Below are 16,212 nucleotides of genomic sequence, written 5' to 3' on the forward strand. Positions count from 1 at the left end.
ACCATTGACGCGACGAGCCGAAAGGTCGATATCCAGCCCAAACGGCGCGGGCTCCCGCGCCATTCCCCTGACTTCACGCTAAGGAATTCCCGCTTCATGGGCGTCATCCATGTGACCGACCGGGCCGGCCAGCGCCATACCCTTGAGGCCATCGAGGGCTGGCGCGTGATGGAGATCATCCGGGATTGGGGCCTGCCCATCGAAGGCCTGTGCGGCGGGGCCTGCGAATGCGCCACCTGCCATGTCTTCGTCGACGAGGAGTGGCTGGACAAGCTCTATCCCCCGACCGAGGAGGAAGAGGACCAGCTCGACACGGTCGTGACGAAGTCCAATTCCCGCCTTTCCTGCCAGATCATCTGGACCCCTGAACTCGACGGCCTGGAGGTTACCCTCGCCCCCACAGGCAGCTAAGCCGTCCTCCCTGCCGCATTGCCAAGATCATGAGACCGTGCTTTTCGAAACGGTCTCTCGAAGGAGCCTGTTTATGACCGACCATATCGAAACGGACGTCGTCATCATCGGTGCCGGGCCCGTGGGCCTGTTCGCCGTGTTCGAACTGGGCCTCCTCGACATCAAATGCCATTTGATCGACATCCTTCCGAAAGTGGGCGGCCAGTGTGCCGAGCTTTATCCGGAAAAGCCGATCTACGACATTCCGGGCTTTCCGATGGTCACGGGCCAGGGGCTCGTTGACAACCTGATGGCGCAGATCGAGCCGTTCCACCCCACCTTCCACTTCAACGAGATGGTGGAGGGCCTGGAATCCATCGGCACGCCCGAGGCTCCGCGCTTCCGGGTGAAGACCTCCGAGAACGGCACGACCTTCGAATGCAAAGCGGTGATCATCGCGGCGGGTGGCGGCTCCTTCCAGCCCAAGAAGCCGCCGATCGACAATATCGAGGCCTATGAGGGCACCGGGGTCTTCTATGCCGTGCGCAAGATGGAGATGTTCCGGAACAAGAAGGTGCTGATCGTCGGCGGCGGCGATTCCGCCCTCGACTGGACCGTAAACCTGCAGCCCATCGCCAAGCGCCTCACGCTCCTCCATCGCCGCGACGCCTTCCGGGCCGCCCCGCACACCGTGGAAAAGATGCGCTCCCTCGTGGCCTCCGGCGACATGGATCTTCATCTCGGCCAGGTAGGCTCATTGAAGGGCGAGGCTCCCGTGCTCGAGGGCGCCGTGATCCGTAAGGATGATGGCTCCGAGCTCACGGTGGACTGCGACGTGATGCTGCCCTTCTTCGGGCTCACCATGAAGCTCGGCCCCATCGCCGATTGGGGCCTGAACCTCCACGAGAACTTGATCCCCGTCGATACGGAGAAGTTCGAGACCAACGTTCCCGGCATCTTCGCCATCGGCGACATCAATACCTATCCGGGCAAGCTCAAGCTCATCCTCTCCGGCTTCCACGAGGGTGCGCTGGCAGCCCAGAAGGTGCACCGCTACGTCTACCCTGAGAAGAAGCTGCTCTTCCAATACACGACGTCCTCCACCAGCCTGCAGAAGAAGCTGGGCGTCGCGGCCTGATCAGAGTCCATGGAGACAGGCCTGCTCGCCTCTTGCGGAGCAGGCCCGTTCCTGAAACTCTCTCTCTATGACACATCAACCCGACCTCACCCTCGGCCGCCGCGCGATGGCGATGATCGAGGATCTGGCCCAGCATACGGACGAGTATGGGCGCCTGACGCGCCTCTATCTCTCGCCCGCCCATCGCGCCGCAGCCGATACGACGCTGGAGTTCATGCGCAGAGCCGGGCTTAGAGCTCATATCGACGCTCTCGGCTCCGTGGTGGGTCGCCTGGAGGGTGCCAATCCTGAAGCCCCTGCCCTGCTCATCGGCTCTCATATCGACAGCGTCGTGGATGCCGGCCGCTATGACGGCAATCTCGGCGTCGTGCTCGGCATCGTCGTGGCCGAGGCCCTGAAGGCCGAAGGCATCACACCCTCCTGCCCCATCGAGATCGTGGCCTTCGGGGACGAGGAGAATGTCCGCTTCCCCACCAATCTCTCCACGTCTTATGCACTTGCCGGCCGCTACGATCCTGCCTGGCTCGACGGCAGGGATGCGGACGGCATCAGTTTACGGGATGCGCTGCTCGAATTCGGCGGCGACCCTCTCGGCATTGCGTCCCTTGCGCGCGACCCGGCGCGTTATCGCGGCTATCTCGAGGTGCATATCGAGCAGGGCCCGCAGCTCGAGGCCCGCAACCTTCCTGTCGGCATCGTCTCTGCCATCAACGGCATCACCCGCGCCCGCGCCTACGTGATTGGCGAGGCGGGACACGCGGGCACCGTGCCGATGAATATGCGTCGCGATGCGCTTGCTGCCGTCGCCGAGATGATCGGCATCGTGGAGCGCGCAAGCTCCACGCGTAACGACACGGTAGCGACCGTGGGGGTGGCCCAGGTGCAGCCCGGTGCGATCAACGTCATTCCAGCACGCGTCGATTTCACGCTCGATGCCCGCGCGCCCGACGATGCGGTGCGCCACGCCATGGTGGAGGACATCGTCACCGAATGCGAGGCCGCCGCTCAGCGGCGCGGTGTCTCCTTCACCATCGAACCCTTCATGGAATCGCCCGCAACTCCCATGGACAGGAACCTCATGGCGCAATTGGAGGAGGCCGTGAGAAGCCTGCGCATCGAGCCGATGCGGCTTGCCTCAGGCGCAGGACATGATGCGGTGGCTATCGCCAATCTCTGCCCTGCCGCCATGCTCTTCGTCCGCTGCAAGGGCGGCATCAGCCATAACCCGGCCGAGTCGATCACGATCGAAGATGCCGACACGGCGGCCCGCGTCCTGTTTGAGGCCGTCAAAAGGATTGTCGCTTGAACTTCCATCTCGAGCTTCTGCCGAAGCCGCATTCGATCATCCGTCAGATCATTCTCAACGGTCTCACCGACTTCAATCGCAACGCTTTCATGCCGGATCTAAAGACCGAGGACCTGGCGGTGGTCATCCGTGCTGTCGACTCCAAGACCATCGTCGGCGGATTATGGGCTCATACCAGTTGGGAATGGTTGACGATCGAGCTGATCTTCGTGCCGGAGAGCCTGCGCAAGCAAGGTATCGCACGCAACCTGATCGCCATGGCGGAGGAAGAGGCCATCAAGCGAGGTTGTCACGCCGCTTGGCTCGACACGCTCAACTCCGAGGCTCTCGCGCTCTACGAGCGACTTGGATACGAGCGCTTCGGCGAACTGAAGGATTTTCCGAAAGGCGGAAGCCGCACCTTCCTGCAAAAGAAGCTCGCTACGGACGTTTCTCAGCCGGGCCAATCTTCCGAGAGGATGGCCCAACGCTCGTGATCGCGCCATTCGCCATTGATCTTGAGATAACGCGGCGAGTATCCCTCCTGCCGGAAGCCGAGACGTTTCACGAGAGCGCGTGACGGCTCGTTGCCGGGCTGGATGTTGGCTTCCAGGCGATGAAGTCCGAGCTCAGTGAAAGCATGTGTCACCACGAGCCCAACGGCTTCGCTCATCAGGCCGCGTCCATTCATGCCCGCAACGGCATAATAGCCCATATACGCATTCTGGAAGAAACCGCGCACGATCTCGCTCAAGTTGATGACGCCGACGATCCTGTTGCTCGCGCGCTCGCGCGCGATGAACCCAACGGACCTGTCTCCATCGCACCGGGAGAGATAGCCCTGGAAACTCGCAAGATCGCGGCAGGGCGACACCCATGGTTCATGCAGCGCGAGGCTCGCGAGATTGGCGGAGACCAATTCGGGTCCATCGGCAGACCGGACATGGTTGATGGTGACGCGCGGCTGCATGCGGTTCATCCCTACTTCAGGAACCATGACTTAGACATTGAAGTTGTCGTCTGTCCCTTGCAACGAAAGATAGGATTATGCGAGCGTACATCATCCCTGCCATCGCGGTTGTCTTCGGCGCCGGTTTTCTCGGCCTTGCCCCGGAAGCGCAGGCCCGTTTCAGCCCGCAGCAGATCGAAGCGCCTTCCCTCGTCGAGAATGTGGCCTGCGTAACCCGCCGCGTCCGTACCGTACGCCCTAATGGCCGTGTCGTTTATCGCACCGTCCGCAACTGTGGTGTACCGGCCTGGCAACTCAGACCGACCCGCTGCCGGGTCGTGCAGGAACGGGTTTATCGCCCGAATGGCAATGTGATCGTGCGCAACGTGCGTCGTTGCCGCTAATCCAAGGACGCTGGACATTTCAGGGGCTCGGATCATTCCGAGCCCTTTCTTATTCCAAAGCTCCAACAGCGCTCTCGACCGCCTCCACAACGGCGCCTGAGCGCACGAGATCAAGCGCCTGGCGCATCTCGGTGGCATACCAACGGTCGCCGTCGAGGGCAGGCGGAATGACAGCGCGGATCGCTTCCATCGCGGTGCGTGAGCCCTTGCCGAGCGGATAATCCCTGGCGAGCGGTTCCACGAGCGTGAGGGCTTGTGCCGCCATCAGCAGTTCCCCGGCCACGATCTGCTCCACGTTCTCCACGATGGTCCGCGCTTTCCGCCCGCACCAGGTGGAGTTGGAGATGTGATCCTCGGCATTGGACTTGCCCGGGATGGAATCCACCGAGCCCGGCGTGGCAAGGCCGCGGTTTTCCATGACCAATGCCGACATGGAACACTGCACCGTCGCGAAGCCCGTATTGAGCCCGCGCTTGCCGGCCAGCAGGTTGCGCGGCAAGCCGTAGGACATGGTGGGATCGATCAGGCGCGCGAGACGACGCTCCGAGATCGACCCGAGATCGGCCATGGCGATGGCGAGGAAATCCATGGCCTGCGCCATGTACTGCCCGTGGAAATGCCCGCCGGAGATCGAGACATAGCCACCCTGGCCATCGTCGAAGATCAGCGGGTTGTCCGTGGCGGAGTTCATCTCCGTGCCGATGATGCGCTCCACATATTCCACGGCCTCCACGGCAGGCCCGTGGACCTGCGGTGTGCAGCGCAGCGAATAGACGTCCTGCACGCGGGGAGCAGCCGGCGTTCCGGGCTGGCGCAGCTCGTCCGGGAAGACGATGTCGCGCGCGCCTTGCGAGCAGCGCTTCGAGCCTTCGAGAATGCGCAGGAGATTGCGCGCGACGCGGGCCTGGCCCGGATGCGGGCGCGCCCTGTGCACGCGCGGATCGAAGGCCGCGAGCTCGCCACGCATGGCTTCGAGCGACAGGCACATGGCGATATCCGCATGCTTCAGGATACGGCACGCGTCGCTGGTGGCGAGAGAGGCGAGGGCGAGCGATGTCGTCGAGCCATTGATGAGCGCTGACGCGTCCTTCGCGCCAAGCTCGAAATCAGGCTCGAAGCCCGCGGCACGGATCGCTTCGCGCGCCGGCATCACGCGGCCCTGATAGACCATGTGAGCCTCTTCGAAGCCGCAGACGGCGCCCGCCATGTGGGCGAGCGGCGCGAGATCGCCGGAAGCGCCGACGGAACCCTTCTGCGGGATGACCGGGTGCAGGCCCGCATTGAGGAAAGCGAGCAGACGCTCGACCAGCTCGACGCGCGGGCCGGAATAGTTCGACGCAAAGGCATTGGCGCGCAACAGCATCATGGCGCGCGTCACGTCCTCCGAGAAGGGCTCGCCGATTCCGGTGGCGTGGGCATAGACGGTCTTCTGCTGATAGGCCGCCATGTCGGCGATCAGCACGCGCTGGTCCTTGAACAGGCCGACACCGGTGTTGAAGGCATACATGAGCGGCGCGTCGTCATGCATCCAGGTGCGGTCGATATAGGCCCTCGTCGCCGCAATCCGCTCGCGCGCCTCCGGCGCCAGCTCCGCCTGCGCAAAGCGCCCTTGGGCATCGGGCCGCGCCACGCGCACCACATCCTGGATCTGAAGCGTCGCTCCGTCGAGCTTGACCGTCATCGCTATCCCTCACGTTCTTCCTAAAGGGATAATGGGGCAGCCGTAAACGCGCAACAGCCGCCCCAAGGGTGCGACTCCCCCTTGCGGGGAGGGGCCGGGGTGGGGTGGTGCGACCGGATGAGAGGTTTATCCAGCAGGATTGCGTCATCACCGGCCTTGTGCCGGTGATCCCGCTTCGGTGGAGGGTCGCGCTTTTCTTCATCGGGATGGCCGGGACACGCCCGGCCATGACGCTGGAGGGCTGTCGTGCGCTCTCCGGATCATGCGCTGCGCTCCGACTTTGCGCCCCCCGCCTTTCATCCCTCCCCGCCGCAAGTCGGGAACACCCGAGGTCCGTGGGGAAGGAAGGGTGCAGAACTCTCAGAACCGACCGAGACGCTTCGTGGTCTGCGGGTCGAAGAGATGGACGTTGGCCGGGTCGATGGACAGGGTCAGCTTGCGGGTTTCCGCCGGGATCTGGCCCGTGGAGGCCTGCACCACGAATTCCGTGCCAGCGACCTTGCCGTGGAAGAGCTGGGTCGCACCGAGCTCTTCCACGAAGTCCACATCCATGCTGAGGCTGCTGGACCCGGCAGCGCCGCCTGCCTGCACGTCCTCGGGACGCAGGCCGACCTCGATCGCTGAGCCGGGGGCGAGGTCTTCGCGCATATCCGCGACGGCGACGGTCTGACCGCCTACCGACACGCGGCCGGGACCGTCGACCTTGCCCGGAAGGATGTTCATGGGCGGGGAGCCGATGAAGGTGGCCACGAACCGGGTCTCGGGGCGGCGATAGACCTCAGCCGGAGAACCGACCTGCTCGATCTGGCCGCCGGACATCACCACGAGCTTGTCGGAAAGCGTCATGGCCTCGACCTGATCGTGCGTGACATAGATCGAGGTCACGCCGAGAGCCTTCTGCAGGCGCTTGATCTCCACGCGCATCTGCACGCGCAGCTTGGCGTCGAGGTTGGAGAGCGGCTCGTCGAAGAGGAACACCTGGGGCTTGCGCACGATGGCGCGGCCCATGGCGACGCGCTGACGTTGACCGCCCGAGAGAGCGCGCGGCTTGCGGTCGAGGAACGGCTCAATGGCGAGGATGCGAGCTGCTTCCTTCACGCGTTTCTCGATCTCGTCCTTCGGCGTCTTACGATTGCGCAGGCCATAAGCCATGTTGTCGTAGACGCTCATGTGCGGATAGAGCGCGTAATTCTGGAACACCATCGCGATGTCACGATCAGCGGGCTCCACCTGGTTCACGACCCGGTCGCCGATCCTGATGTTGCCGCCGGAGATCGTCTCCAGGCCCGCAATCATGCGAAGAAGGGTGGACTTGCCGCAGCCCGATGGGCCGACGAGCACGCAGAAGGATCCGTCCTCGATGTCGAGCGATACGCCTTTTACGGCTTCCACATTGCCCGCATAGATCTTCCGAACGGTATCGAGCGTCACTCCTGCCATTGGTTCATTCCTTTTCACGTCAGCCGGTGCGTGAGAGAAGCGCCAGGCTGAAAAATTCCGATATTCCTTGTGAGCCCCTCCCGCCGCAGCAGAAGGGCCACGTGCTGAAGCTCGCCCGTCACTTTTCCGTTTCGACGAGACCCTTCACGAAGAGCCGCTGCATGAAGATGACGACCAGAACCGGCGGCACCATCGCGAGCACGGCCGTTGTCATGGCAATCTGCCACTCGGTGAGCGCGTCCGTCGTCGTGATCATCTTCTTGATGCCGATGACGATGGTCTGCATCGAGCTCTTGGTCGTGATCAGCAGCGGCCAGAGATACTGGTTCCAGCCATAGATGAACTGGATCACGAAGAGCGCCGCGATCGTCGTCATGGAGAGCGGAAGGAGCGTGTCCTTGAAGAAGCGGAACGCGCCCGCGCCATCGATCTTGGAGGCCTCCAGAAGCTCGTCCGGGATCGTCATGAAGAACTGGCGGAAGAGCAGCGTGCCGGTAGCAGACGCGATCAGCGGCAGGATGAGCCCCGTATAGGTATCGAGCAGACCGAGATCGGCGACGATCTTGTAGGTGGGGTAGATACGCACTTCGACAGGGAGCATCAGCGTGATGAAGATGACCCAGAACGCCGTCTTGCGGAATGGGAACTTGAAGTACACCACCGCATAGGCCGACAGGATCGAGATCAGGATCTTACCGAGTGCGATGCCCATCGCCATGATCATCGAGTTGATCATCATCATGGAAACGGGCTCGCGGGCGAGCTTGCCGCCATAGAACAGGGCGCGCGTGTAGTTCTCGGCGGCCTGATCGCCCGGGGTCAGCGGCATGTTGCCGTTGATGATGGTGGCGGTGTCGAAGGTCGATGCCATGATCGCGAGATAGACCGGGAAGGCCACGACGAGGACGCCGATGACGAGCGTCAGATAGGCCATGAAGTCTCTGAAGGGGCGATTCTCAACCATCAGTACTGCACCTTGCGCTCGACATAGCGGAACTGGATAGCGGTGAGCGCGATCACGATGACCATGAGGATCACCGATTGCGCAGCCGACAGGCCGAGATCGCCGCCGGAACGGCCGTCCGCGTAGACCTTATAGACGAGAGTCGTCGTCTGACCGGCGGGACCACCGCCTGTTACGGCGTCGATGATGCCGAACGTCTCGAAGAACACATAAACGATGGTGACGACGAGAAGGAAGAAGGTGGTGGGCGAGAGCAGCGGGAAGATGATCGTCCAGAAGCGGCGTAGGGGCCCCGCGCCGTCGATGGCGCCGGCTTCGATCACGCTCTTCGGAATGGCCTGCAGGCCCGCGAGGAAGAACAGGAAGTTGTAGCTGACATGCTTCCAGGTGGCGGAGAGCACGAGCAGGATCATGGCATCCGTGGCGTCGAGCATGGGATTCCAGTTGAACCCCATGACGTTGAGCGGACGGCCGAGCGTGCCGAGCGTCGGATGGAACATGAACATCCACAACACGCCCGCGATGGCGGGAGCCACCGCATAGGGCCAGATCAGCAGCGTCTTGAAGGCGTGGCCGACACGGATGTTCTTGTCGGCCTGGGTGGCGAGAAGAAGCGCAACGGAAAGCGAGAAGAACGCCACCAGGGTCGAGAAGATCGCGGTGGTGATCATCGCCCGGTAATATTCAGGCTGCTTGAACAGATCGATATAGTTCTCGAAGCCGACGAATTCGGAAGCAAGGCCGAAGGCGTCCTCGCGCAGGAAGGACTGCCAGATCGCCTGAGAGGCCGGCCAGTAGAAGAAAATGACGGTGATCGCCATCTGCGGAAGAATCAGCAGAAGCGGCAGCGTCCAACCTGAAAAGTGAGCTCGTTTTTCCATCGCGCTAACAATTGTCCGGTGATGGTGCAGATGACGGCATCAACCGGTCTGCGAGGTTGCCTCATAAGATCATCCCGGACAGCGTTCGGCTGCCCGGGATGAAAAATCGTTCGTCGGTCAGGCTTAGCGAACGGTGCGCTCGAACTGGCGCAGGATCTGGTTGCTGCGGGCAACCGCGGCGTCCAGAGCGTCCTTGGCAGGCTTCTGGCCAGCGAGCGCCGCCTCGATCTCCTCGGAGATCACATCGCGGATCTGAACCATGTTGCCGAAGCGCAGACCGCGGGAGTTCTCGGTCGGCTCCTTGTTGGTCAGCTCCTTCAGAGGCGTCTCGAGGACCGGGTTCTTCTCATAGAAGCCCGAAGCCTTGGTCTTCTCGTAGGCAGCCTTCGTGATCGGGAGATAGCCCGATTCCTGGTGCAGCTTGGCCTGACGGTCGGTGTCCGAGAGGAAGGCGAAGAACTTGGCAACGCCCTTGTACTCGTCGGCCGACTTGCCGCCCATGACCCACAGCGAAGCGCCGCCGATGATGGAGTTCTGCGGAGCGCCCTGGACGTCCGGGTAATACGGCATGAGCGTCGAGGTATAGTCGAACTTCGCGTTCGCCTTCACGTTGCCGTAGAAGCCCGAGGAGGTGAGGAAGATCGCGCATTCGCCGGAGGTGAAGCGGCCTTCGCTCTTCGAGTCGCGGCCCGAGTAGTCGTAGGTCTTGTCCTTCTGCAGGTCGACGAGGTTCTGCAGGTGCTTCACGTGCGTCGGAGAGTTGAACTTCATCTCCGTGTCGAAACCGTCGAGGCCATTGGCCTTGGTGGCCATCGGCACGTTGTGCCAGGCCGAGAACTGCTCGATGTGAGCCCAGCTGGCCCAGGCATTCGAGAAGCCGCAGGTGTCGTGGCCGGCAGCCTTGAGCTTCTTGGCGGCGGCGAACACGTCGGGCCAGGTCTTCGGAATCTCGTTGACGCCGGCCTTCTTCAGCTCGTCCCTGTTGATCCACATGACCATCGAGGAGGAGTTGAAGGGGAAGGAGAGCATCTCGCCCTTCGCCGTGGAGTAGTAGCCGGTGATCGCAGGCAGGTATGCCTTGGGATCGAACTTCTCGCCGGCTTCGGCCATCAGCTGGTGAACCGGCTTGATCGCACCCTTCGCGCCCATCATGGTCGCGGTGCCGACTTCGAAAACCTGCAGGATGTGCGGAGCGTTGCCCGCGCGGAACGCGGCAATACCGGCGTTCAGGGTATCGGCGTACTGGCCCTTGTAGCTGACGACGACCTTGTAGTCTTTCTGCGAGTTGTTGAACTCTTCGGCGAGACGGTTAACGACTTCGTTGTTGGCGCCCGTCATGGCGTGCCACCAGTGGATCTCCGTCTGAGCGAGGGCGGAAGTGCTCGTCGCGAGACCAAAGGCCAGGGCGCCGAGAAGGGACTTCTTCATCATAATTCATCTCTCCCATGTCATCCCCTCAGGGATGTTATTGTCGTTCACCATCCCTGCACGAAAGCAGGATGACGTTTTAATGACACATCCATGACAATCATAGCCGGCTTCAAAATGGAAGCCCTTTTCATTGAAAAGACTTAACAACTGGGGATGGGAACAGGCCGGAAGCGCTCTTCGTTGAGGGACTATCCATAGGTGGAAAGCACATGCCCCAGATGATCACAGCCCTCTTCAGGGACCCCGCTCAAGCCCGTCAGGCGCTTCAGGCGCTCCTGGAAATGGGAATCGCCCAACACCGGATCGTAGCGGTGGGCACCGAGGACGCCCGCGAGATTTCCTCGATCTCGGGCTTTCGCACCCTGTCTGCCCGCGACGACTCCTTAGAAGCCCTTCGCGGCCTGAACCTGCCGGAAGACGACCTGCGTCTGTTCGAGAAAGGTTTGCACAACGGCTGCACGATGATCGCCGCCCGGGTCGACCGAAATGACATGGAAGAAGCTGCGCGGGTGCTGGAGATGTTCGACCCCGTAGATCTCGACAGCAGCAGCCGGGAATGGCTGAAGGCTGGAGAAGAGCGTGGCGCCGGCCCGGGCGCGCCTCTGGCTGCGGGCATCACCGGCGGCGCTCAAGCCGGTCAGACCAGTACCGGCTCGCTTCCCGGCATGGGCCTGATGGCGGAGGGCACGGACGATCTCGGTAGTGCCGATCTGCGCACGGGCGAAACCGGCCGGCCGAATGCAGGCGCGCAGACCACGACGGGAACGGGCGCGCGCCGCAGCGACGAGCGGGCGGACCGGGAGGGCGTGAACGAACTCGCCGTCGCCTCCCAGCCTTCCCCGGACCAGCCCGGCCTGATGCAGCGGCACATGAACCGCGGCGGCCGGATCTGGGCCTATCGCACCTTCGACGAGGGCGCTGTTTAAAAAGGGAGCATCGGATTGAATCCCAAAAGTGCATTCCACTTTCGGGTCCGATGCTCTAGATCACGTTGCGCTCGAGCAGCGGACGGTTCGCCAGAACGCGCTCGTAGCCGAGCTCGGAAAGATCGAGCGTGCGGTAGCCGCCGTGAACGATCAGTTCGGAGAGGCCGCGGCCGACGGCGGCCGCCTGCTGCAGGCCATGCCCCGAAAAGCCGTTGCAGAGATAGAAGTTTTCGATCTCGTTCGTCCTGCCGATGATGGCGTTGTGATCGAGCAGGCTCATGTCATAGGGACCGGACCAGGCGCGACCCGGCTTGATGGTTTCAAAGGCCGGAATGCGGTGCGCGAGCGCGGGCCAGATGAATTCCTCGAAGAAGGAGAAGTCGATCTCCTGGCTTGCGGGATCCTCGTCGAACCAATCGGGATCCACATCCGCTTCCGGCGATGCGCCGCAGATGAAGTGGCCCTCGCCTTCCGGGCGCACATAAGCGCCGGAGGTGTCGATGAGCAGCGGTAGGTTCTCCACCGGCTCCTTGCAGGAGAAGGTGAACACATAGCGGCGCTTCGCCTGCACCGGAATCGTGATGCCGGCCATCGCCGCGAGCGCAGCACCACCTGAGCCTGCGCAGTTGATGAGCGTGCCGCAGGCGATGCGCGTGCCGTCCTTAAGGCGCACGGCGACGACGCGGTTGCCGTCGCGCTCCACCTCGGCGACCTCGCCCTTCACATATTCGGCACCGAGCGAACGAGCCTTCTTGCGGAAGGCCTGCAGGAGTCCCCAGCCGTCGAACCAGCCTTCGCCCGAGCGGCCCCAGGTGCCGGCCGCGAGATCCTCCACGTTGAGCCAGGGGAAACGCTGCTTCAACTCGTCCGGCTTCAGGAAGAGGATGTCCGCGCCTTCCGCAGCCTGCAGAGCCTGGTTCTCGCGGAGGATCTGCTCGCCCGCTTCGGACGCACAATAGAGATAGCCGCCTTCCTTCAGGCCGATCTCCGGCCTGTCTCCGTCGACGGTGAGGTAATCGGCGATGTTGCGCAGGAAGTGGATTCCGTAAAGGGAGATGCGGATGTTCACCGCGCTCGAATATTGCTGGCGGATCGAAGCCGCCGACAAGGCGGAAGCCGACAGCTGATAGGTCGGATCCTTCTCGATGACGACGACGCGCCCCTTGAAACCGGAATCGGCCAGAAGATGGTAAGCGGTGGAGGAGCCCATGACGGCGCCGCCCACAATCACGACATCGGCAATGCTTGAGGCAGAAGTGGTCATCGTTCGAATTTCGTCGAGAGAATGATGGAGGATTGCGTGCGCTCCACGCCTTCCAATGCGCCGATCTTGTCGATGGCGGCATCGAGGGTGGGAACGTCTTCTGCCTCTACCACTGCCAGAAGATCGAAGACACCGGCAACGGAATGAAGCGCGCGCAACTCTGGCATACGCTGCAGCGCCGTGGCAACGGCAGCGGACGCTTTCGGTGCGACGACGATCGTCACATGCGCGCGCACCATGCGCCGACTGATCTCTTCCGCGAGTCTCAATGTATAGCCGACGATCACCCCGCGCCGCTCCAGGCTCTCCACCCGCGCCTGCACGGTGGTGCGGGAGAGTTTGAGGCGGCGGGCGGCTTCCGCATGGCCGATGCGGGCATTCTCTCTCAAGAGGGCGATCAGGGCACGATCCGTGGCGTCGATCATCACTTTGACCAGTGTTTTCGGCAATATGCCGAAAACTACTCGGCTTTCCGTCAGCTTGTCTATGGCGCTTTGCAGGGTTTTGCCTTTTTCTCCCCTTCGCTCACAGGGAGGTTCTGATACCATGAAATCCATTCTCGTCATCGGCGCCGGCAAGATCGGCTCCACCATCGTCGACATGCTCAATGAAACCGGCGACTACGACGTCACGGTGGCTGACGCCTCCGAAGCTGCCCTTGCGGCGGCTGGTAAAGACGGCATCAAGACGATCCAGCTCGACTTCAACGACGCGGTGGCCCTGCAGAACGCCCTGAAGGGCCATTACGCCGTGCTCAGCGCCGCGCCCTATCACCTGACCGGCCATGTGGCCCAGGCCGCGCGCCTTGCCGACGTGAACTATTTCGACCTCACGGAAGACGTCGCCACCACCCGCATGGTGAAGGAGCTGTCGGAAGGCGCCACCACCGCCTTCATCCCGCAATGCGGCCTTGCTCCCGGCTTCATCTCCATCGTGGCGCATGACATCGCCAGCCGCTTCGACAAGCTCGACACGGTGCGCCTGCGCGTCGGCGCGCTGCCGCAATACCCGTCGAACGCTCTGTCCTACAACCTCACCTGGAGCACGGACGGCGTCATCAACGAATACATCGAGCGCTGCGAGGCGGTGGTCGACGGCCGCTTGCGCGAAGTGCCGGCCATGGAAGAGCTGGAAGAGTTCTCCCTCGACGGCACCCGCTATGAGGCCTTCAACACCTCGGGCGGTCTCGGCACCCTGTGCGAGACGCTCGAGGGCAAGGTGCGCAACCTCAACTACAAGACCATCCGCTATCCGGGCCACTGCGCCCTGATGCGCGTCCTCCTCAACGACCTGCAGCTGCGCAACCGCCGCGAGGTCCTGAAGGACATCCTTGAGAACGCCGTTCCCGCCACCATGCAGGACATGGTCATCGTCTTCGTGACCGTGACCGGCGAGCGCGGCGGCCGCTATGTGCAGGAAACCTATGCCCGCAGCATCTACGGCCAGAAGGTCGCGAGCGTGCAGCGCACCGCGATCCAGGTGACCACTGCCGCCGGCATCTGCGCCATGCTCGACCTGCTGGTCGAAGGCAAGCTGCCGAAACAGGGTTTCGTGCGCCAGGAAGAGATCGACCTCGACCCCTTCCTGGCCAACCGCTTCGGCCGCGTCTATGCGGGCGTGCGTCTGGACGAGGCCGGCGAACCGGCCGTGAAGAACATCCGCCTCGACGCGGTTGCATGACGATTTGGAACAGGTTCCCACCATCCACAGGCGGGAGCCTGTCCGGCTTCTTTCCGAAATCGCATGATCCTATTCGGGAAAAGCAGTTCCCACATTTCCTGATCATGCTTTAAGACGGTGGCCTGAAGGCCGCCGTCGTTTCTGTTTAAAGACAAGCGAAGGTGGTGGGCCTGGAATAGAGCCCGAACCCCGTTTCCATGGGAGAATGACAATGTCCGCCCTGCAATCCGTTTCGACCTCGTCCGCCAGCGTGGCCGAGGAAGCCCGCGCCATTCTCGCCCGTCTCGGCGTGCCGGACAGCGCTTTCGCCCCCACGGGCCGTCCCGCCCTTTCCCCGATCACGGGTGAGGTGATCGCCCATGTCCGCGAGACCACGCCGGAGGAGGCCAGGGCCGCGATCGGCCGGGCTGATGCCGCCTTCAAGGCCTGGCGCACGATTCCCGCTCCGAAGCGCGGCGAGTTCATCCGCCTGCTCGGCGAGGAGCTGCGTGCCGCCAAGGACGATCTCGGCCGTCTCGTGACGCTGGAAGCCGGCAAGATCGTCTCCGAGGGCCTCGGCGAGGTTCAGGAGATGATCGACATCTGCGACTTCGCGGTCGGTCTCTCCCGCCAGCTCTACGGCCTCACCATCGCGACCGAGCGTGCCGACCACCGCATGATGGAAACCTGGCATCCGCTGGGCGTGTGCGGCGTCATCTCCGCCTTCAACTTCCCCGTGGCCGTTTGGTCGTGGAATGCGGCGCTCGCCCTCGTGTGCGGTGACAGCGTGGTGTGGAAGCCCTCCGAGAAGACCCTGCTGACGGCTTTGGCCACGCAGGCCATCGTCGAGCGTGCCGCGAAGCGCTACGGCGGCGTGCCGGAGGGCCTCTGCGAAGTTCTCCTCGGCGGCCGCGAGATCGGCGAGATCCTCGTCGAGGACCATCGCGTGCCGGTTCTCTCCGCCACCGGCTCCACCGCCATGGGCCGTCAAGTCGGTCCGAAGCTCGCTCAGCGCTTTGCTCGTGCGATCCTCGAACTCGGCGGCAACAACGCGGCGATCGTCGCTCCCTCCGCCGATCTCGACCTCGCGCTTCGTGGCATCGCTTTCGCTGCGATGGGCACGGCCGGTCAGCGTTGCACCACGCTGCGCCGCCTCTTCGTGCATGACAGCGTGTACGACCAGCTCGTTCCGCGCCTCGTGAAGGTCTATGGCAGCGTGAAGATCGGCGATCCGCGTGAGCAGGGCACGCTCGTCGGCCCGCTGATCGACAAGGCGGCCTTCGAGGGCATGGAGCGCGCGCTCGACGAGGTTCGCAACGCCGGCGGCAAGGTGCATGGCGGCGGACGCTACACGGATGTGGCGGGTCATGGCTTCTACGTTCGTCCCGCTCTCGTCGAGATGCCGGAGCAGACCGGTCCCGTTCTGCGCGAGACCTTCGCTCCGATCCTCTACGTGATGCGCTACACGGATTTCGACGAGGTGATCGAGCTGCACAACGCGGTTGGCGCCGGCCTCTCCTCGTCGATCTTCACGCTCAACCTGCGTGAGGCCGAGGCCTTCGTGTCTGCATCCGGCTCGGATTGCGGCATCGCCAACGTGAACATCGGCCCCTCGGGTGCCGAGATCGGCGGCGCGTTCGGCGGCGAGAAGGAAACGGGCGGCGGCCGCGAGTCGGGCTCCGATTCCTGGAAGGCGTATATGCGCCGTGCCACCAACACGATCAACTACGGCAACACGCTTCCGCTCGCCCAGGGCGTGAAGTTCGACGTGGGCGCCTGATCGTTTTCGAAAACATTGCG

General features: G+C 63.0%; 16 protein-coding genes. 8 read left to right on the forward strand and 8 right to left on the reverse strand.

All coding sequences use genetic code 11. The features are described from left to right. Positions 1-96 precede the first annotated feature (96 nt). From DC522_RS11380 to DC522_RS11395, 4 genes are all read left to right on the forward strand, one after another. The gene (locus DC522_RS11380) at positions 97-411 is read left to right on the forward strand and encodes a 2Fe-2S iron-sulfur cluster-binding protein (RefSeq protein WP_116528830.1); all 315 of its coding nucleotides are present in this window, start codon (positions 97-99) and stop codon (positions 409-411) included. Positions 412-484: 73 nt separating this feature from the next. Beyond that, on the forward strand, positions 485-1,528 hold the full coding sequence (locus DC522_RS11385; protein WP_116528831.1) for an NAD(P)/FAD-dependent oxidoreductase: 1,044 nt from the start codon (positions 485-487) through the stop codon (positions 1,526-1,528). 67 nt (positions 1,529-1,595) lie between these two features. Next, positions 1,596-2,834: an allantoate amidohydrolase gene (locus DC522_RS11390; protein ID WP_116528832.1), complete on the forward strand. Its 1,239-nt coding sequence runs from the start codon at positions 1,596-1,598 to the stop codon at positions 2,832-2,834. Then, the gene (locus DC522_RS11395; RefSeq protein WP_245444095.1) at positions 2,831-3,310 is read left to right on the forward strand and encodes an N-acetyltransferase; all 480 of its coding nucleotides are present in this window, start codon (positions 2,831-2,833) and stop codon (positions 3,308-3,310) included. The genes DC522_RS11390 and DC522_RS11395 overlap by 4 nt, the downstream gene beginning before the upstream one ends. On the opposite strand, the gene DC522_RS11400 is transcribed toward DC522_RS11395, so the two are convergent. After that, positions 3,268-3,783, reverse strand: coding sequence for a GNAT family N-acetyltransferase (locus DC522_RS11400; protein WP_116528884.1), 516 nt, complete (start codon positions 3,781-3,783; stop codon positions 3,268-3,270). The two genes, DC522_RS11395 and DC522_RS11400, sit on opposite strands and share 43 nt — an antisense overlap. A gap of 77 nt (positions 3,784-3,860) precedes the next feature. Between DC522_RS11400 and DC522_RS34265 the strand changes: the two genes are divergently transcribed. Beyond that, positions 3,861-4,166: a hypothetical protein gene (locus tag DC522_RS34265; RefSeq protein WP_133239262.1), complete on the forward strand. Its 306-nt coding sequence runs from the start codon at positions 3,861-3,863 to the stop codon at positions 4,164-4,166. 49 nt (positions 4,167-4,215) lie between these two features. On the opposite strand, the gene hutH is transcribed toward DC522_RS34265, so the two are convergent. The 5 genes from hutH to ugpB all read right to left on the reverse strand — a co-directional run bounded on the left by hutH (position 4,216) and on the right by ugpB (position 10,563). Then, positions 4,216-5,847 (reverse strand): histidine ammonia-lyase, encoded by a 1,632-nt coding sequence (gene hutH, locus DC522_RS11410; protein ID WP_116528834.1) that lies wholly within the window; start codon positions 5,845-5,847, stop codon positions 4,216-4,218. A 360-nt stretch (positions 5,848-6,207) separates the two neighbouring features. Then, on the reverse strand, positions 6,208-7,287 hold the full coding sequence (locus tag DC522_RS11415; RefSeq protein WP_116528835.1) for a sn-glycerol-3-phosphate import ATP-binding protein UgpC: 1,080 nt from the start codon (positions 7,285-7,287) through the stop codon (positions 6,208-6,210). Positions 7,288-7,405: 118 nt separating this feature from the next. Further along, positions 7,406-8,251 (reverse strand): sn-glycerol-3-phosphate ABC transporter permease UgpE, encoded by an 846-nt coding sequence (gene ugpE, locus DC522_RS11420; protein ID WP_116528836.1) that lies wholly within the window; start codon positions 8,249-8,251, stop codon positions 7,406-7,408. Then, the gene (gene ugpA / locus DC522_RS11425; RefSeq protein ID WP_116528837.1) at positions 8,251-9,132 is read right to left on the reverse strand and encodes a sn-glycerol-3-phosphate ABC transporter permease UgpA; all 882 of its coding nucleotides are present in this window, start codon (positions 9,130-9,132) and stop codon (positions 8,251-8,253) included. The genes ugpE and ugpA overlap by 1 nt, the downstream gene beginning before the upstream one ends. A gap of 123 nt (positions 9,133-9,255) precedes the next feature. After that, complete coding sequence (gene ugpB, locus DC522_RS11430) at positions 9,256-10,563, reverse strand: sn-glycerol-3-phosphate ABC transporter substrate-binding protein UgpB (protein WP_116528838.1); 1,308 nt, start codon at positions 10,561-10,563, stop codon at positions 9,256-9,258. Positions 10,564-10,772: 209 nt separating this feature from the next. Between ugpB and DC522_RS11435 the strand changes: the two genes are divergently transcribed. Then, positions 10,773-11,489: a hypothetical protein gene (locus DC522_RS11435; RefSeq protein WP_116528839.1), complete on the forward strand. Its 717-nt coding sequence runs from the start codon at positions 10,773-10,775 to the stop codon at positions 11,487-11,489. 55 nt (positions 11,490-11,544) lie between these two features. Here the strand turns inward: DC522_RS11435 and DC522_RS11440 are convergent, their stop codons facing one another. Continuing rightward, on the reverse strand, positions 11,545-12,753 hold the full coding sequence (locus DC522_RS11440; protein WP_116528840.1) for an FAD-binding oxidoreductase: 1,209 nt from the start codon (positions 12,751-12,753) through the stop codon (positions 11,545-11,547). Then, positions 12,750-13,178, reverse strand: coding sequence for an Lrp/AsnC family transcriptional regulator (locus tag DC522_RS11445; RefSeq protein ID WP_116528841.1), 429 nt, complete (start codon positions 13,176-13,178; stop codon positions 12,750-12,752). Before DC522_RS11445 ends, DC522_RS11440 begins: the two co-directional genes overlap by 4 nt. Before the next feature lie 121 nt (positions 13,179-13,299). Here DC522_RS11445 and DC522_RS11450 point away from each other — a divergent pair, with 121 nt between their 5' ends. Continuing rightward, the gene (locus tag DC522_RS11450) at positions 13,300-14,433 is read left to right on the forward strand and encodes a saccharopine dehydrogenase family protein (RefSeq protein WP_116528842.1); all 1,134 of its coding nucleotides are present in this window, start codon (positions 13,300-13,302) and stop codon (positions 14,431-14,433) included. A gap of 211 nt (positions 14,434-14,644) precedes the next feature. Beyond that, complete coding sequence (locus tag DC522_RS11455) at positions 14,645-16,192, forward strand: aldehyde dehydrogenase family protein (protein ID WP_116528843.1); 1,548 nt, start codon at positions 14,645-14,647, stop codon at positions 16,190-16,192. The last annotated feature ends 20 nt before the right edge of the window (positions 16,193-16,212 follow it).

It is taken from the genome of Microvirga sp. KLBC 81 (genome assembly GCF_003075415.1).
In the GTDB taxonomy this organism is placed as follows: Bacteria; Pseudomonadota; Alphaproteobacteria; order Rhizobiales; family Beijerinckiaceae; genus Microvirga.

Coding starts and splice junctions, on each gene's coding strand:
- DC522_RS11380 (WP_116528830.1), top strand. CDS start 97: ATGGGCGTCATCCATGTGACCGACCGGGCCGGCCAGCGCCATACCCTT.
- DC522_RS11385 (WP_116528831.1), top strand. CDS start 485: ATGACCGACCATATCGAAACGGACGTCGTCATCATCGGTGCCGGGCCC.
- DC522_RS11390 (WP_116528832.1), top strand. CDS start 1,596: ATGACACATCAACCCGACCTCACCCTCGGCCGCCGCGCGATGGCGATG.
- DC522_RS11400 (WP_116528884.1), bottom strand. CDS start 3,783: ATGCAGCCGCGCGTCACCATCAACCATGTCCGGTCTGCCGATGGACCC.
- DC522_RS34265 (WP_133239262.1), top strand. CDS start 3,861: ATGCGAGCGTACATCATCCCTGCCATCGCGGTTGTCTTCGGCGCCGGT.
- hutH (WP_116528834.1), bottom strand. CDS start 5,847: ATGACGGTCAAGCTCGACGGAGCGACGCTTCAGATCCAGGATGTGGTG.
- DC522_RS11415 (WP_116528835.1), bottom strand. CDS start 7,287: ATGGCAGGAGTGACGCTCGATACCGTTCGGAAGATCTATGCGGGCAAT.
- ugpE (WP_116528836.1), bottom strand. CDS start 8,251: ATGGTTGAGAATCGCCCCTTCAGAGACTTCATGGCCTATCTGACGCTC.
- ugpA (WP_116528837.1), bottom strand. CDS start 9,132: ATGGAAAAACGAGCTCACTTTTCAGGTTGGACGCTGCCGCTTCTGCTG.
- ugpB (WP_116528838.1), bottom strand. CDS start 10,563: ATGATGAAGAAGTCCCTTCTCGGCGCCCTGGCCTTTGGTCTCGCGACG.
- DC522_RS11435 (WP_116528839.1), top strand. CDS start 10,773: ATGCCCCAGATGATCACAGCCCTCTTCAGGGACCCCGCTCAAGCCCGT.
- DC522_RS11440 (WP_116528840.1), bottom strand. CDS start 12,753: ATGACCACTTCTGCCTCAAGCATTGCCGATGTCGTGATTGTGGGCGGC.
- DC522_RS11445 (WP_116528841.1), bottom strand. CDS start 13,178: ATGATCGACGCCACGGATCGTGCCCTGATCGCCCTCTTGAGAGAGAAT.
- DC522_RS11450 (WP_116528842.1), top strand. CDS start 13,300: ATGAAATCCATTCTCGTCATCGGCGCCGGCAAGATCGGCTCCACCATC.
- DC522_RS11455 (WP_116528843.1), top strand. CDS start 14,645: ATGTCCGCCCTGCAATCCGTTTCGACCTCGTCCGCCAGCGTGGCCGAG.